The organism is Amycolatopsis orientalis DSM 43388, from assembly GCF_000411975.1.
GTDB classification, from domain to species: Bacteria; Actinomycetota; Actinomycetes; order Mycobacteriales; family Pseudonocardiaceae; genus Amycolatopsis; species Amycolatopsis orientalis_D.
In genome coordinates this window covers 1-15349 of record NZ_ASXG01000004.1, presented here as the reverse complement: position 1 = coordinate 15349, position 15349 = coordinate 1, and the positions used below count along the sequence as shown (strand labels likewise).

15 protein-coding genes are annotated in these 15349 nt (G+C 70.0%); 9 read left to right on the top strand and 6 right to left on the bottom strand.

Translation table 11 applies throughout. The features are described from left to right. Window positions 1–42: 42 nt before the first annotated feature. A complete protein-coding gene (locus L942_RS00085; RefSeq protein WP_051165632.1) occupies window positions 43–1698 on the bottom strand; it encodes a sialidase family protein in 1656 nt (551 codons plus the stop codon). Window positions 1699–2319: 621 nt separating this feature from the next. On the opposite strand from L942_RS00085, the gene L942_RS00080 reads away from it, so the two are divergent. Continuing rightward, window positions 2320–2604 carry a DUF4235 domain-containing protein gene (locus L942_RS00080; protein WP_037353141.1) on the top strand — a complete coding sequence of 95 codons (285 nt, stop codon included), beginning with the start codon at window positions 2320–2322 and terminating at the stop codon, window positions 2602–2604. Between the two features lie 45 nt (window positions 2605–2649). Here L942_RS00080 and L942_RS00075 read toward each other — a convergent pair whose 3' ends face one another. The 3 genes from L942_RS00075 to L942_RS00065 form a co-directional block, all read right to left on the bottom strand. Next, on the bottom strand, window positions 2650–3789 hold the full coding sequence (locus L942_RS00075) for an alkaline phosphatase family protein (RefSeq protein ID WP_037353244.1): 1140 nt from the start codon (window positions 3787–3789) through the stop codon (window positions 2650–2652). Window positions 3790–3996: 207 nt separating this feature from the next. Then, window positions 3997–4668, bottom strand: a complete 672-nt coding sequence (locus L942_RS00070; protein ID WP_037353139.1) for a response regulator — start codon at window positions 4666–4668, stop codon at window positions 3997–3999. After that, the gene (locus tag L942_RS00065) at window positions 4665–6266 is read right to left on the bottom strand and encodes an ATP-binding protein (RefSeq protein ID WP_037353136.1); all 1602 of its coding nucleotides are present in this window, start codon (window positions 6264–6266) and stop codon (window positions 4665–4667) included. Before L942_RS00065 ends, L942_RS00070 begins: the two co-directional genes overlap by 4 nt. A gap of 286 nt (window positions 6267–6552) precedes the next feature. Between L942_RS00065 and L942_RS00060 the strand changes: the two genes are divergently transcribed. The 3 genes from L942_RS00060 to L942_RS00050 are packed head-to-tail and all read left to right on the top strand — an operon-like array spanning window position 6553 to window position 9292. Continuing rightward, window positions 6553–7353 carry an ABC transporter ATP-binding protein gene (locus L942_RS00060; RefSeq protein WP_051165631.1) on the top strand — a complete coding sequence of 267 codons (801 nt, stop codon included), beginning with the start codon at window positions 6553–6555 and terminating at the stop codon, window positions 7351–7353. Continuing rightward, window positions 7350–8216, top strand: a complete 867-nt coding sequence (locus L942_RS00055; RefSeq protein WP_037353133.1) for an ABC transporter permease — start codon at window positions 7350–7352, stop codon at window positions 8214–8216. The genes L942_RS00060 and L942_RS00055 overlap by 4 nt, the downstream gene beginning before the upstream one ends. A 35-nt stretch (window positions 8217–8251) precedes the next feature. After that, window positions 8252–9292, top strand: a complete 1041-nt coding sequence (locus tag L942_RS00050; RefSeq protein WP_106964748.1) for an ABC transporter substrate-binding protein — start codon at window positions 8252–8254, stop codon at window positions 9290–9292. Between the two features lie 151 nt (window positions 9293–9443). Here the strand turns inward: L942_RS00050 and L942_RS00045 are convergent, their stop codons facing one another. Next, window positions 9444–10454 (bottom strand): fatty acid desaturase family protein, encoded by a 1011-nt coding sequence (locus L942_RS00045; protein ID WP_037353128.1) that lies wholly within the window; start codon window positions 10452–10454, stop codon window positions 9444–9446. 305 nt (window positions 10455–10759) lie between these two features. Continuing rightward, the gene (locus tag L942_RS44080; RefSeq protein ID WP_158684394.1) at window positions 10760–11143 is read right to left on the bottom strand and encodes a hypothetical protein; all 384 of its coding nucleotides are present in this window, start codon (window positions 11141–11143) and stop codon (window positions 10760–10762) included. A gap of 239 nt (window positions 11144–11382) precedes the next feature. On the opposite strand from L942_RS44080, the gene L942_RS00040 reads away from it, so the two are divergent. From L942_RS00040 to L942_RS00025, 5 genes are all read left to right on the top strand, one after another. Further along, a complete protein-coding gene (locus L942_RS00040; protein WP_106964749.1) occupies window positions 11383–12135 on the top strand; it encodes an SDR family oxidoreductase in 753 nt (250 codons plus the stop codon). Beyond that, on the top strand, window positions 12132–12905 hold the full coding sequence (locus L942_RS00035) for an SDR family oxidoreductase (RefSeq protein ID WP_037353123.1): 774 nt from the start codon (window positions 12132–12134) through the stop codon (window positions 12903–12905). The genes L942_RS00040 and L942_RS00035 overlap by 4 nt, the downstream gene beginning before the upstream one ends. Window positions 12906–13067: 162 nt before the next feature. Further along, complete coding sequence (locus tag L942_RS45975) at window positions 13068–13601, top strand: MFS transporter (RefSeq protein ID WP_326929314.1); 534 nt, start codon at window positions 13068–13070, stop codon at window positions 13599–13601. 32 nt (window positions 13602–13633) lie between these two features. Further along, on the top strand, window positions 13634–14086 hold the full coding sequence (locus L942_RS45970) for a hypothetical protein (RefSeq protein ID WP_326929313.1): 453 nt from the start codon (window positions 13634–13636) through the stop codon (window positions 14084–14086). A gap of 197 nt (window positions 14087–14283) precedes the next feature. Then, on the top strand, window positions 14284–15258 hold the full coding sequence (locus tag L942_RS00025; protein WP_200862659.1) for a chitinase: 975 nt from the start codon (window positions 14284–14286) through the stop codon (window positions 15256–15258). Window positions 15259–15349 lie beyond the last annotated feature (91 nt).

The following is a 15349-nucleotide window of genomic DNA, read 5'->3' as shown; positions in this document are numbered from 1 at the left end:
GGAAAGGGGCGGCCAGCCCGCAAGCCAGCCGCCCCTTCCCGCTCAGGCCGGGACGTGCCAGACCTGGGTGAACAGCCCGTTGCAGTCGTAGATCTGCAACTGCGTGCCGTCCGCGGTCTGTGCCTGCGGATCGTCGAGGCAGCGACCCGAGCCCGGGTTGTAGATCGATCCGTCCGACCGGACCTGCCACTGCTGGGAGGGCGTGCCGAGACAGTCGCGAAGCTCCACTTTGGACGAGTTCGCGGTCGCGCCGCCGACGACGTTGAGGCACTTGTCGAAGGCGCGGATCGTGCCGTCGGTTTCCAGCGACCATTGCTGGCCGGTCGCGATGCCGCAGGTGTAGAGCTGAACCGCGTTGCCGTTGACCGACCGGTTGGTGTTCACGTCGACGCATTTGCCCGTGCTGCCCGGGCCGGTGATCTGCCCCTGTGCGTTCGGCAGCGTCGCGGTGCCGAAGTCGGTTTCGCATTTGCCGGTCGACAGATGCGTCCCCGCGAGCATGAGGAAGGTGTTCCCCGACGGCGCGCCGAGCAACGGCGAACTGTACCCGGCACAGGCCGTCTCGCCCGCGTCGTAGCCGCCGGTCGGGGCGGTGGTCACCGGCGTGGTGATCTCCTGCCAGGCCCCGGACCCGAGGTTCCGGTTCACGAACAGCACGTGCCCGTCCTCCGGCTGGATCGCCAGCGAACCGTCCGTGCCCGCGACGACCCGTTGACCGGACGCGATGAGCGTGCCGTTCGCGCCGCCCGCCGGTGACCACGTCAGGTACGGCGTGTGCAGCAGGAAGCGATGGTCGGCGGTCTCGATCCGTGTGCCGAGGCTGCCCGGATTCCACGATTCGGCGTCCGGGGACGTTTTGAAATAGACGTCGCAAGCCTGGTCCGGATCGGCGCCGGCTTTGCAGTCCTCGTAGGTCATCACGTAGGAGCCGTTGGGCAAGGGGACGACCTTGGCCATCCCGGGCCGGTCGACGCCGTTCTGCAAGGCGACGTCGTAGACCTCGTTGCCCCAGGTCAGGCCGCCGTCGGTGGAGACGGCGTGCGCGAGGACCTGGGCATAGTCGTTCACCGAGGGACGCTCGTCGGAGAAATAGCAGAGGAGGCCGCGGTCGGTGACGGCGAACTCCGGTTCCCAGATGCCGTGGCCGATCGTGTTGGCCATGCCCGACTCGGCCGCGCACGAACTGCGGTAGGTCCAGCTCGCGCCCTGGTCGGTGGACGCGAAAACCTCGACTGCCTGCTGGGTGTAGTCGCCGTGGTTCCACGCGGTGCCCGCGGCGAGCAGCGTTCCGGCGGGCAACGCGCCTTCGGCACGCGGCAGCTCGTACAGCGTCGGGCCGTCGAGATCCCAGCCGTGCTGGGTGTCGGTGACCGTGCTGATCGGCGAGGACGTCCAGGTCACGCCGTTGTCGGTCGAACGGTACAGCGGGAAATTCGCCTTCCCGACGCCCGTGCCGGAGTGGGAGAAAGTCGCCAGCAGCGTGCCGTTCGCGGTGCCGTTGTGCGCGAGCCGGACGACGCGCGGATAACTCGCGTCCTCAGTGGAACCGGCCGCGGTGCTGGGCCGGTAAAGCACTCCGCCGGACGTGGTCGCGGCGTGTCCCGGCGCGGCGGCCAGCACCGCCGCGCCGAGAACTGCCGCCGCGACCAGCGCGGCGCGTCTGAAGCGGGGACGAAAAACCAGGGGACCAGGGGCCATGGGACCTCACTCCTCGGACGGGAAGGCGCGGTGGCCCGCGGACGGCTTGGCGCACCCAGGCGCGGAGCCTCGTCGCGCGTCGCAGCGGAACGCACGAGCGTTGCGGCACGACTCGCGTGCTCGCGGCGGGTCATTTTGCCATCGTGTGCAAGCAGGGTACTGCCGCTTTGCACACGATGGCAACCATGGCTCGGCCGCGGCTCGGCCGACTGGGTGGCGCACTTTCGCGAGGCAGGCGGCCGGGGAGCACGGGAATCCGGTGGTCCGGTCGCCCCGCCGGAAGCCCCGGACCGGTTCTGTCCACAATGGAGGAAGCGACGCCGTCCCGGCGGGAGCGCCGTAGCCGCGGAGAATCCGAAACTCGGCGACGCGAGCACCCCGGCGGTCACGGCCGGGAAGCCGGGCTGCCGCGCGTTCGGCGATACCCGGCAACCACGGGCCAAACGCGGCGTCGATGCGCGGGGGAAGAGCACGGGCGCTGTCTCATCCCGAGCAGGCAGCCCAGCTGTTCGGTGCCGCGCTCAGCACCAGCAGCGCCGCCGGGCGTGCGGGTTTCCGCCGATCCCGCGCATATACCTCCGTTATCGCGGGTAGTGCTTGATCGAACGAGAGGAGGCGGCGATGAACAAGCTGCTGTACCGGCCGCTGGGCATGCTGTTCGGCGTGCTGGGCGGGCTGGCCGCGAACGCGGTGTTCGAGCGGGTGTGGAGGCTGATCTCCGGCAGCCGGAAGGCGCCCACCCCGACCCAGAAGGACCGCGGATGGGGCGAGGTGCTCCTGGCGGCGTCCGTCCAGGGAGCGATCTTCGGCCTGGTGAAGGCAGCTGTCGACCGAGGCGGCGCGACCGGCTACGACAAGCTCACCGGCCAGTGGCCCGGGGACACCGGCAAGCACGACCGCGACTGAGATCCCCAGCGGGCAAGGGGGCGCCCAGGCGAACGCGTGAAGTCCTCAGTGGGTGGTCAGCGGCACGTCGTTCGGCGGGGGCAGCGTGCCGCCGCCGCGCAGCAGGACGGGCCCGACCGGTGCCGGTTTGGCGACCGGGGGCGGCGGGACCGGGGTCGGGGTCGGAGTGGGTTTCGGCGGTGCCGGCTGGGTGATCGCGGTGCCGTGCGCCGGGGGCGGAGGGTTCAGTTTCGCGCCGGCGGAGAGGTCGACGAGGTCGGCGAGGCCGTGGTCGCCGTCGACGCGCGGGACGCCGAGTTTCGGCAGTCCCAGCAGGTCGATCACGGTTTTCGGGATGCTCGGATGCCAGGACCAGCGGTGGTCGATGCCGGGCTTGACCCGTCCGCCGAAGATCAGCAGCGGCACGCGCGGCCCGTAGGCGAGCTGAACGCCGTCCGGGGTGATCTCGACGTTCGGCGTGGCGACGTGGTCGTCGAAGCCGCCCCAGTCGTCCCAGGTCAGCAGGAAGACCGTCGAGTTCCAGAGCCCGGCCTTCACGATCGCGTCGACGACCTGCCACACGGCGTCCTCTCCCTTGCTGACGTCCGCGGGCGGGTGCTCGTCGTAGGGGGAGTCGTGCCAGACCATGGACAGCGCGGGCAGCGCGCCGGCTTGGGCGTCGGCGATGATCTGGGCCGAGCGCACGATGTTGGGCGACCCCTTGAGCTGCTGGTAGAACTCGACGGGATAGCCGCTGGTGCCGGTGTAGGCCTTCCAGCTCACCCCGTGGTCGGCGGCGAGCCCGGGCAGGGACGGCATGTCCCACACCGGGTCGGCCTGGCTGCGAGGCGGGTTGCGCAGCGTGGGGGTCTGGCCGCCGACGATGAGCAGGTGGTTCGGGGTCGAGTTGGTGCCGTACCCGGCGCAGTGGTTTTCGACGAACGCGCCGCTCGCGGCCAGCCAGGCGTAGAACGGCAGATCGGCGACCGTGTCGAACTGGACGTGCGCCCCGGTGCTCTTCTTCGTGAGCCAGCGGTAGTAGGCCTTGCGGTCGTGCGGCTGGTCGGATTTCGGCGGGTTGGGGGAGACCGGCCAGTCGGTCGCGACGTTCGCGCCGAACGCGGCCATCGAACGGAAGTAGTTGTCGGTGGTGTGGTTTTCCTGGACCAGGACGACGACGTGGTCGATCGGGCCGGTGGCGGCCATGGCGATCCCTTCGCTGCTCCGGCGGGCGGGCCGCGCGGCCGGGGGCTCCGGTCGCGCCGGTTCCGCTGAATGATCGCCCGCCGCGGCCGCGGCGGCCACCGGAAGACCCGATCAGAGCAACCGGATTCCCTTGTCCTGCCCGGGATATCGCCGATTGCGCGGAAGGAGCTGTTCGCCGGGTTCGCGCCGGGCGCCCGGCTGCGCGGATCAGCGTTCGGCGGCGACCGCGTACCGGTGGGTCGGCCGGCCCGCGCTTCCGTATTCCAGTTCGAGGCTGAGGAATCCTCGGCGGTGCAGTTCGCTCAGGTGGCGTTGCGCGGTGGGCCGGCTGATGCCCAGTGCGGTCGCGAGTGCTTCGGCTCCTAGCGGCTCCCCGGCGCGGCGGAGCGTGTCGAGCACTTTGCGCATGGTCGGGGGAAGCGGATCCGGGCGCGGTGCGGCGCCGCGGAGAATGGAATACAGACTGTCCACAGTGGCCTGGTCGACCTCGCCGCTTCCGGCGGCGCGTTCGCACCAGCTCCGGTACGCCGTCAACTGCTCGCGCAACTGCTCGAACCCGAAGGGCTTGACCAGATAGTAGGCGGCGCCGAGACGGATCGCGGAACGGACCGTGCCGAGGTCCCGGGAAGCGGTGATCACGATGCATCCGGGCGGGGTGCCGGCCGAGCGCAGGTCGCGCAGCAGGGAAAGGCCGTCCTCGTCGGGCAGGTAGATGTCGAGCAGCAGCAGGTCCGGCCGGAGTTCTTCGACGCGGGCACGCGCTGCCGCGGCGGTGTGCGCCTGGCCGACGGCGGCGAACCCGGGCACGCGGTCGATGCTGGCGGCGTGGATCGCGGCGACGCGGTAGTCGTCGTCGACGACGAGAGTCCGGATGGTCATGCGTGCTCCGCGGGTTCGAGCTCGGCGCGGGAACGGGAGTTCGGCAGCAGTACGTCGAATCGCGCCCCGGCCGAGCCGTCCACGGTGATCGACCCGCCGGCCCGGCGCACCAGCCGGTAAACGAGGGCGAGACCGAGGCCGCGGCGCATGCCCGGGCGCGCGGGTTTCGTGGTGTAGCCGTCGGCGAAGATCTCGTGCAGCGCGTCTTCCGGAATGCCGGGGCCGGTGTCGGAGACGACGATGCGGACGTCCGGGCCGAGCGCGTCGACGAGAACGCGCACTCGTCGTTCGCCCGGCTGCCCGGCCACCGCGTCGACGGCGTTGTCGACGAGGTTGCCGAGAACAGTGACGAGCGCGCCGGGGTCGGTGGTGCTGAGATCGAGCCCCGAACCCGGGTCGACCTCGAGGCGCACGTCGCGTTCCGCGGCGATGGCGATCTTGGCCGAAAGGAGCGCGGCGAGTTCGGGCGGCGAGAACCGGGCGCGCAAATCGGTCGCCTGCGCGGCGGGACCGTGCGCGATTTCGGTGAGGTAGCGGCCGGCTTCTTCCGCCTCGCCCAGTCCCAGGAGCCCGGAGAGGACGTGCAGCCGGTTGGCGAATTCGTGTTCCTGGGCACGCAGCGCGGTCGTCAGGCCGGTGACGGCGTGCAGTTCGCGCACCAGGCCTTCCATCTCGGTGCGGTCGCGCAAGGTGATCACCGAACCGGCGTCCTGCCCGGCGAGGACGACCGGCATTTTGTTGACTACCAACAGGAATTCGTCGGTGAGGACGACCTCGTCGTCGGCGGCGGGCGCGGTGAGCAGGTCGCGGAGCCGGCCGGGCGGCACGAGTTCGCTCAGGTCCCGGCCGCGGGCGGCGGAGGGGAGCGCGAGCAGCCGGCGGGCTTCGTCGTTGAGCACCTCGACGCGGCCGTGCCGGTCGAGCCCCACCATGCCCTCGCGGATGCCGTGCAGCATCGCTTCCCGTTCTTGGAGCAGGGCCGCGATCTCGGAGACCTCCAGCCCGAAGGTGGCGCGCTTGATCCGGTGCGCGAGCAGCCAGGACGCCGCCGTCCCGATCGCCAGCGCCAGCCCGGAATAGAGGAGCACCCAGGGGATGTCGCTCACCAGCTCGCTCGTGACCTGTTCTTCCAGGATTCCCACCGACACCTGGCCCTCGATCCCGCCGCCGGGGCCGGGAATCGGCGCCTTGCCGTTCGCGGACCGGCCGAGGCTGCCGTTGTCGATGCCCAGATGGCCTTGCCCGTCCAGGGCCGCCACGGGTTCCTCGATGCGCTCGCCGACGAGTGCGGTGTTGGGATGGGAGTACCGCAGTCCGGACCGGTCGGTGACGACGACGTAGGACGCGCCGGTGGCCCGGCGGACCTGCTCGGCCTCCGCCTGGATGGCGTGGCCGGGATCGCGCCGCGCGAGGGCGTCGCGGACGGCGGGCATCTGCGCGACGGTGTTCGCGATCCCGAGCGCTCGCTGGCCGTATTGCGTGTCGAGGGTCTGCCCGGCGAGCTTCACGTAGAGCAGGGCCCCGGCGGAGACGGTGGCGAGCAGGATCCCGAGCACGGCGAGCAGGATCTGCGAGGCGAGAGGACGGGACCGCCACATGATCGCTCCGCTCTGCCACTTGTCATAGGGGCGTCCCGCATGACACCACGAGACCGCGCGGATGCCAAGAACGCGCGGCCGGTACGCCCGGATCGTCCGGTCCGGCGTGCACTTAATGAGCAGAAACCGAGAAAAGCGCACTGATCGCTGGTATCGCACGCAACGTTCCGCCGCGCCGCGGCGCTTCTTAGCCTCCTCGAACGGAATCGGCCCCGATCGAGAGGACGCCCCCGTGCACGCACCCAGATCCGGACCGCCCGGCGGCGACGCACCGGCCGCCATCGCCATGCGGGACGTCACGAAGCAGTTCGCCACCGAGGGGCCGCAGCCCTACACCGCGCTGCGCGACCTGGACCTCGAGGTGGCGCCCGGAGAGTTCTGCGCGGTCGTCGGCCCCACCGGCTGCGGCAAGTCCACGACCTTGACCCTCGTCGCGGGCCTGGAGCAGCCGTCGGCCGGCTCGGTCCGGGTGCACGGCGCGCCCGTCTCGGGCATCACGCCCGGGGTGGGGTTCATGTTCCAGACGGACGCGATCCTGCCCTGGAAAACGGTGCTGGACAACGTTTCCGCGGGCCCGCGGTTCCGCGGAGTCGCGAAGCGGACGGCGGTGTCCGGCGCGCGGGACTGGATCCGCCGGGTCGGGCTGAGCGGATTCGAGGACCGCTACCCGCACCAGCTGTCCGGCGGGATGCGCAAGCGGGTGGCGCTCGCGCAGAATCTCATCAACGAGCCGCGGATCCTGCTGATGGACGAGCCGTTCAGCGCGCTGGACGTGCAGACCCGGGCGAAGATGTCCGACGAACTGCTGTCGCTGTGGGAACTTACCCGGCCCGCCGTGGTGTTCGTGACCCATGACCTGGAAGAGGCGATCGCGCTCGCGGACACGGTGGTCGTGCTGACCGCGGGCCCGGCGGCGACGGTCAAGGCCCGGTTCGCCATCGACCTGCCGCGCCCGCGGGTGGTGCAGGAAATCCGCTTCGAGCGCCGGTTCGTCGACCTGTACCAGCGGATCTGGGACGCCCTGCGCACGGAGGTCGACCTGGCGTACGCGCAGACCACCCGGGTCGGCGGGGAGGGGGGAGCATGACTGCCGAAGCGAAATCGCCCGCGAAGGCCGCCGCGGGCACGGAAGCCGCGGCCGCGCGCCGTTCGCGCCGCCGGACGCGCACCGTCTTGGTGCACACCGTCCAGGCGGCCGTGCTGGTCGTCGTTCTCGGCGGCTGGCAGCTGCTCGTGCAAGGCGATCAGCACGCGATCGTGCTGTACGGGCTCCCTTCGGGGATCTACGACCGGTTGCGTTCGTGGGTCACCGAAGGCACCGCGATCGGTTCGCTGGGCAGCCAGATCTGGACCACGATCGAAGAGGCGCTGATCGGGTTCGCGATCGGCACGGTGCTCGGCATCGTGTGCGGCATCGCGCTCGGCCGGATCCGGTTCCTGTCCGAGGTGTTCGGGCCGTTCATCAAGGTGCTCAACGCGATTCCGCGGATCGTGCTCGGCTCGGTGTTCGTCCTGGCGTTCGGCCTCGGCCTGGAATCGAAGATCCTGCTGGTGATCGTGCTGGTGTTCTTCGGCGTGTTCTTCAACGCCTTCCAAGGAACCCGCGAGGTCGACCGCACCTTCATCGCCAACGCCAGCATCCTCGGCGCCTCGCGGTGGCAGGTGACCCGCCAGGTCGTGCTGCCGTCGGCGTTCACCTGGATCATCGCGAGCCTGCACGTGAGCTTCGGGTTCGCGCTGATCGGCGCGATCGTCGGCGAATTCCTCGGCGGCTACGCCGGTCTCGGCGTGCTGATCAAGAACGCACAGGGCACGTTCGACGCGAGCGGCGTCTGGGCGGCGATGGTGATCATGGGCATCGTCGCGCTGCTGGCCGAATGGCTGATCACCCGCCTCGAACGCCGGCTGCTGCGCTGGCGGCCCGCGCAGCTGTCCGGACCGGACCTGTGAACCCCCGTTTTCCCGCACGAACAAAGGAGATGCCCGTGTCCGCGAAGAAATTGGCGGCCGTTCTCGCGGCGGCGCTGCTCGCCGTGGCCGGCTGTGCCTCGAAGGCGAGCCAGAACGCCGGCACCAGCTCGACCGGCGGAACCGGAACCCCGGTGAGCATCATGGTCGGCGGCCTGAACAAGCAGATCTATCTGCCGTTCATGCTCGCCCAGCGGCTCGGCTACTACCAGAAGCAGGGGCTGAACGTGACCCTGCAGGACGAGGGAGCCGGCGTCGACGCGACGACGAACATGATCGCGGGCAAGGTCGACGGCGTCGGCGGGTTCTACGACCACACCATCGCCATGCAGGGGCTCGGCCAGTCGCTGGAGTCCGTGGTCTCGATGCTCACCACCCCCGGCGAGGTCGAGCTGTGCCGCCCGGAGGTGCGGGGGCAGATCCATTCGCCCGCGGACTGGGCCGGACGCAACCTGGGCGTGACCGACCTCGGCTCGTCGACCGACTTCCTGACGCAGTACCTCGCCCAGAAGAACGGCGTCGATCCGGCGAAGATCCACCGGGTCGGCGTCCAGTCCGGGGCCACGCTGATCGGCGCCCTGCAGCACGGCAACGTCGACTGCGCGATGACGACCGAGCCGACCGTTTCGACCGCGCTGGCCCAAGGCGCCGCGTTCATCCTGCTCGACATGCGCTCGGCAGCCGGCACGAAACAGCAGCTGGGCGGCGAGTACCCGGCGACCTCGCTGTACATGACCACGAAGTACGTGGACAGCCACCCGGACGTGGTGCAGAAACTGGTCAACGCGTACGTCGAGGCGCTGAAGTGGATCCAGGCGCACAACGGCGCCCAGCTGGCCGACGTGATGCCCGCCGACTACTACGCCGGTCCCGGCAAGGACGCTTACGCGAAGGCCTTCGACAACGAAAAGGGAATCTACAACCCGACCGGGATCATGCCCCCGGACGGTCCCAAGACGAACCTCGCCGTGCTGCAGGCGTTCAACCCGGACGTGAAGGGCAAGCAGATCGACCTCGGCAGGACTTACACCGACAAGTTCGTCAAGGCAGCGCACTGACGCGGAGCTGCTGTGCCCGGACGTCCGCGCCCGGGCACAGCAGCACGCGCGTCCGCCCCGGTCCCGAACTCGGCGCTGAATCCTGTTCCGTGCACTGCCGCGGCTCGATCCGGGCCGACCGCTCCCGTCCGCGACGGTGTGCTGAGCCGGCTCAGTCGCCGCGGACTCGATCCGCAGCGCGCAGCGGGGCGCCGAGCTGATGCAGGTGGCCGAGGACCTGCCGGTAGGAGGGCAGCAGACCCGTTTGGGCGTACGGGATTTCGTGGCGGCGGCAGAAGCGCTCGACGATCGGCTGAGCGCGGCGCAGGTGCGGGCGGGGCATGTTCGGGAAGAGGTGGTGCTCGATCTGGTAGTTCAGCCCGCCGAGCACGAAATCGACGACTTTCCCGCCGCGGATGTTGCGCGAGGTCAGCACTTGCCGGTGCAGGAAGTCCGCCGGCTGCCCGGTCATCGTGGGCATTCCCTTGTGGTTGGGCGCGAACGAACATCCCATGTAGACCCCCCAGAGGGCTTGGTGCACCATGACGAACGCGACCGCGAGACCGGGGGAGAGCACGAGGAACACCGCGGTGAGGTACCCGGCGACGTGCGCGGTCAGCAAAACCCCTTCCAGCCGGCGCTTTTTCGTCTCGCCGCGCCACACCGCCCGGATTCCGGAGACGTGCAGGTTGAGCCCTTCGAGGGCGAGCAAGGGGAAGAACAGGAACGCCTGGTTCTTGGCCATCCAGCGGAGAAAACCCCGTTTCGCGCGGGCTTGCCCGCCGGTGAAAGCCAGCGCGGGGATGTCGAGATCGGGGTCGTGGTCCTCGTGGTTGGGGTTGGCGTGGTGCCGGTTGTGCCCGTCGATCCACCACTGGTAGCTCATCCCGATCAGGCCGCCGTGCGCGACGCCGACGGCGTCGTTGGGCTGGCGGGTCCGGAAAATCTGCTTGTGCCCGGCGTCGTGGCCGACGAAGGCCAGCTGCGCGAACACGACCGCGAGCAGGGCGGCGATCAGCAGCTGCCACCACGAGTCGCCCAGGAACGCGAAGCCGACCCACGCTCCGGAGAACACCGTCAGGTTCGCGGTGATGATCGCCGCGTAGTAGCCGTGGCGGCGGCGCAGCAGCCCGGCTTCGCGAATCTCGGAGAGCAGGCTGCCGTACGCCGCCGGAGCGGTCATCGGCGCGACGTCGCAGGGGCTCCGGAGGAGAACCGGACGCCGCGGCTGCGGCGCTGGTCGGCGTCGGAGAGCGGGCGCCTGGCGGCGGACGAGACCGGATGGCTGAACAGCACCGGCGAGACCGGGGCCCGGGTGCTGGGCGAACGTACTGGGTTGCGCGACAAAAGAAACTCCTGGGGAAGGGCCGGGCACGTGAACACGGCCGACGGGTGAGGCATGAGCACCGGCGGGCGGCGTCGAGCAGGTCGGCGCGCCGGCGTCGGGCAGAGGCTTGGTCGCAGGTCGGACAGCGTCGGCAAGGCACCTCATGACCCAGGGTCGAAAAGCGCGGCTCGAGCCTGCTGGCACCGACGGTACGCGCATCGGCGGGACACCACCAGTCCGGGGCGGGCGAGCGCCCCCTTGACGGCCGGCGTGCCGGTGTGCTCCGCTGCTCGCGGTTGAAGCTTTTTGTGCTCGTTGTTCCCGACGTCGCAGAGGTTTTTGGCGAGCGTCGTCTCCGTGCCGTTTCCGGCCTTCCTGGGTTTCTCGCTCATCACTCTGAGGTCCATTGTGGACAAGGAGGTGGCGTCGCGGACCACCCGCACCGCGGCCTGATGCCCGTCCGGGACGAACGACTGGGCTGGTCCGCAGCGATCGAACCACGCGGTGACGACCGCCAGCCGGTGATCCGCAGCCTGTGCGGCCACATCGCCCCCCGCCCGCCGCCGTCCCGACTCGCACGGGCGACCTTGGCACGCACGCGGCATCCAAGGGTTCGGCCACCCGCCCATCCCGAGCCCAGGTGGCGGGCCGCGATGGCGGTCACTGACTGTGTCGCGACCGTCACTGGGGCGGTTCGAGGTTGCACGGCGAGCCAGCACCGTTATCCTGCCACTAAGCAAGCGCTTAGCGGTGGCTGTCCAACGTCGGACGAGGAGACGGTGTGGTGGAGTCGTTCAAGGATCGTGTTGCCCTGGTCACCGGGGCCAGCCGGGGGATCGGGCTGGCCATCGCGAAGGGGCTCGTCGAGCGCGGGGCGAAGGTGTGCATCACGGCGCGCAAGCCGGAGCCGCTCGCGGAGGCCGTCGAGCAGCTCGGCGGGCCGGACGTCGCGATCGCGGTGCCGGGCAAGGCGGACGACGCCGCGCATCAGCAGGAGGCGGTCGCCGCCGCGATCGAGAAGTTCGGCAGTCTCGACCTGCTGGTCAACAACACCGGCATCAACCCGGTTTACGGGCCCACCCTGGACGTCGACCCGGCCGCGGCGAGCAAGATCTTCGCGGTCAACGTGATCGCGCCGCTGTCGTGGATCCGCGCCGCTCGGGACGCGTGGATGGGCGAGCACGGCGGGGCGGTGGTCAACGTCGCCTCGATCGCGGGCATCCGGACTTCGCCGGGCATCGGCATGTACGGCGTCAGCAAAGCCGCGCTGATCCGGCTCACCCAGGAACTCGGCGCGGAACTCGGCCCGAAGATCCGGGTGAACGCGGTGGCTCCGGCGGTCGTCAAGACGCAGTTCGCGACCGCGCTGTACGAAGGGCGCGAGGAGGAGGTTGCGGCGGCGTATCCGATGAAGCGGCTCGGGGTGCCGGAGGACATCGCGGGCGCGGTGGCGTTCCTGCTGTCCGGCGAGGCGGGCTGGATGACCGGCCAGACGGTCGTTCTCGACGGCGGCGTGACGCTCGGCGGCGGCCTGTGAGCGCCGGGGTCGTCATCACCGGCGGTGGCGGCGGGATCGGGGCGGCGCTGGCGCGCCGGTTCGCGGCGGACGGGGCTCGCGTGGTCGTCGCGGACCTCGACGGCGACCGGGCGGCCGAGGTCGCGGCGGAGGTCGGCGGGACGTCGTTCGCCGGCGACGTGGCGAGCGAATCCGGAGTCGCCGCGCTGATCGACGCGGCTCGCGAAACGCTCGGCGCGATCGACGTTTTCTGTGCCAACGCCGGGGTCGCGCCGTTCGGCGACGCCAACGCGGGCGAGGACGCGTGGTCGCTGGCGTGGGACGTGAACGTGATGGCGCACGTCCGCGCGGCCCGGCTGCTGCTGCCGGCGTGGCTGGAGCGCGGCGAGGGCCGGTTCGTCGCGACGGTGTCCGCGGCGGGCGTGCTCACCAGTCTCGGCTCGGCTCCGTATTCGGTCACGAAGCACGGCGCGCTGGCGTTCGCGGAATGGCTGTCGGCCACCTACCGGCACCGCGGCATCACCGTGCAGGCGATCTGCCCGCAGGGGGTGCGCACCGCGATGCTGGAGGAGACCGGGGAACGCGGCAAGCTGCTGATGGGCGCGACCGCGATCGACCCGCCGCAGGTCGCCGACGCGCTGTTCGCCGCGATGGCGGAGAACCGGTTCCTGGTGCTGCCGCACGCCGAGGTCGCCGACTTTTACGCCTTGCGCGCCACCGAAACCGACCGCTGGCTCGGCGGGATGAACAAACTGCAGCGGAAAATGGAGGCGCTGCCCGGCGACGCGTGACCCGATATTCTCCCCGGGGCGGCACGGGGCCGCGGGGGAGAACAGGGAGCCGGAATGACCGCACTCGCGCGGACCGACATGTCGCGCATCGCGATTATTCGCTAATCCGACCAAAAGCAGACCGACCCCAACCCGGCACGTAACCGTTGCTGCGAAGCCAGTATCGGCACCGCTATCGAGTTCTACGATTTATACATTTACGGGACCGCGGCGGCGCTGGTGTTCGGGAAGGTTTTCTTCTCGACGTTCTCCTCCACCGCCGGGGTGCTGGCTTCGCTCGGCACCTTCGCGGTGGGGTTCGTCGCGCGCCCGGTCGGGGCGATCCTGTTCGGACACTGGGGCGACCGGATCGGCCGCAAGTCCATGCTGGTCACGTCGTTGCTCGTGATGGGACTGTCCACAGTGGCCGCCGGGCTGGTGCCGGACTACGGCACGCTCGGCCTCCGGTCGCCGATCCTGCTGACGGTCGGGTTCTACATCCGGATCAAAATCGCCGAGACGCTGGTATTCCAGGCCGCATTGGACAAGTCCGAACAGGCGAAGGTCCCGATGTTCGAGCTGGTGCGGATACAACCGCGCGTTTTGGTGCTTTCGACGTTGTCGTTCGTGCTTGCGCACGCGCTTTCTGTACCGTCACGACATTTTGTCTTTCGATCGCGACGACCACGCTCGGCATCCCGCGCACGACTGTCCTGATCAGCCTGCTCATCGCGGCCGCGGTGATGGGCGTGGCGACGCTGGTGTTCGCGATGAAGTCCGACCAGTGGGGCCGTCGCCGGCTGAGCGCGGCGGCTGCGGTTTCTGTGGGGTGGGCATTTCCGCTGTTCGCCTTGCTGCAGACGGGAAATCCGGTACTGCTGACGCTCGGATTCGTCGGCGGCATGGCCTGTTTCGCGATGCGGTACGGGCCGACGGGCGCGTTTCTGCCGGAACTGTTCCGGGTGCGCTACCGGTATTCCGGCGCGTCGATCGCGTACAGCGTCGCCGGGGTGATCGGCGGCGGGGTAGTGCCGTTGATCTCGACCGGCCTGTGGGCGTCGACCGGTTCGACGGTGCCGGTCGCGCTGGTGCTGGTCGCGCTCGGGGTGCTGAGTTTCCTGTGCGTGCAGGCCCTGCCGGAGACCCGCGACCATGACTTCTCCGACGGGCTCGGCGAGGGGACCGCCGCCGGCCGCCCCTGACTTCCGGACCCGCCCGGACGGGGGAAATCCGGCCGGGCGCGGGCTTTCCGCTCCGGTGCGCCGTTCGGGCTGCGGCTCTTGACACGCCGATTTGGTCTAGTCCAGTGTGTGACCGCACCCTTCCGGGTGCACTCCTCCCGGGTTGATCCCGCCGCCTCAAACCGGAGGTGTTCCGTGGTGCTCGTGGGAGGAACACGATGAACTCAGTGCGTCGGCTGGCCGCGCTCGCGGCGGCGGCAGGGGCGGCCCTCGCGACCGCGGCCGGGGTGGCCACGGCCGCGCCCGCACCGCAGCTCGCGGCCGCTCCGGACCCGGTTCTGGCGTCGCCGTACCTGTACCAGTGGGCGGGGCAGACCAGTGCGTCGGCGGCGATGTCCGCGACCGGGATCAAGACGTTCACGCTCGCGTTCGTACTGTCGGACGGCGGGTGCAACCCGAAGTGGGACGGCGACCGCTCGCTGACCGGCTCGGACAAAACCCTGATCCAGGGCATCCGCTCCGCGGGCGGCGACGTCATCCCGTCCTTCGGCGGCTGGTCGGGCACGAAACTCGGCGCGAAGTGCTCCTCGGCCGCCGCCCTGGCGGGGGCGTACCAGAAGGTGATCGACGCCTACGGCCTGAAGGCGATCGACCTCGACATCGAGAACACCGACGAGTTCGAGAACGCGACCGTGCAGGACCGGATCCTGAACGCGGTCAAGATCACCAAGCAGAAGAACCCGAACCTGCGCGTGGTGATCACGATCGGCACCGAAACGTCCGGCCCGAACGACTGGGGCAAGCGGCTGATCAAGCAGGCGAAGGCGATCGGCGCGCCGGTGGACGTGTGGTCGGTGATGCCGTTCGACTTCTCCAGCGGCGGCGACATGGCGGGCAAGACGAAGTCCGCGGTGGACGGCCTCGCCGGACAGCTCAAGTCGACGTTCGGCTGGGACAGCGCCACCGCGTACCGGCACGCGGGCCTGTCGTCGATGAACGGCAAGACGGACAACGCCGGCGAGGTCGTGTCGGTGTCCGATTTCACCGCGATCCGCGACTACGCCGCCAGCCACCACCTCGGCCGCTTCACCTTCTGGGCGACCAACCGCGACTGCTCGGGCGGCGGCGAGTGCAGCGGAATCTCGCAGCCGAAGTACGCGTTCACGAAGATCGTGGCCGGGTACCACGGCTGACCTGGGCCAGGCCGGTGACGAGGCCGCCGTTCCGAGGGGTGCGGCCTCGTCACCGGCTGCCGCCGCGACCGGGGAAGAGATCGGAAGAGCG

Excerpts from the sequence above, each read along its gene's own strand:
- L942_RS00075 (WP_037353244.1), bottom strand. The coding sequence starts at position 3,789 with ATGGCCGCCACCGGCCCGATCGACCACGTCGTCGTCCTGGTCCAGGAA.
- L942_RS00070 (WP_037353139.1), bottom strand. The coding sequence starts at position 4,668 with ATGACCATCCGGACTCTCGTCGTCGACGACGACTACCGCGTCGCCGCG.
- L942_RS00060 (WP_051165631.1), top strand. The coding sequence starts at position 6,553 with ATGCGGGACGTCACGAAGCAGTTCGCCACCGAGGGGCCGCAGCCCTAC.
- L942_RS00045 (WP_037353128.1), bottom strand. The coding sequence starts at position 10,454 with ATGACCGCTCCGGCGGCGTACGGCAGCCTGCTCTCCGAGATTCGCGAA.
- L942_RS00025 (WP_200862659.1), top strand. The coding sequence starts at position 14,284 with ATGAACTCAGTGCGTCGGCTGGCCGCGCTCGCGGCGGCGGCAGGGGCG.
- L942_RS00055 (WP_037353133.1), top strand. The coding sequence starts at position 7,350 with ATGACTGCCGAAGCGAAATCGCCCGCGAAGGCCGCCGCGGGCACGGAA.
- L942_RS00085 (WP_051165632.1), bottom strand. The coding sequence starts at position 1,698 with ATGGCCCCTGGTCCCCTGGTTTTTCGTCCCCGCTTCAGACGCGCCGCG.
- L942_RS00080 (WP_037353141.1), top strand. The coding sequence starts at position 2,320 with ATGAACAAGCTGCTGTACCGGCCGCTGGGCATGCTGTTCGGCGTGCTG.
- L942_RS00065 (WP_037353136.1), bottom strand. The coding sequence starts at position 6,266 with ATGTGGCGGTCCCGTCCTCTCGCCTCGCAGATCCTGCTCGCCGTGCTC.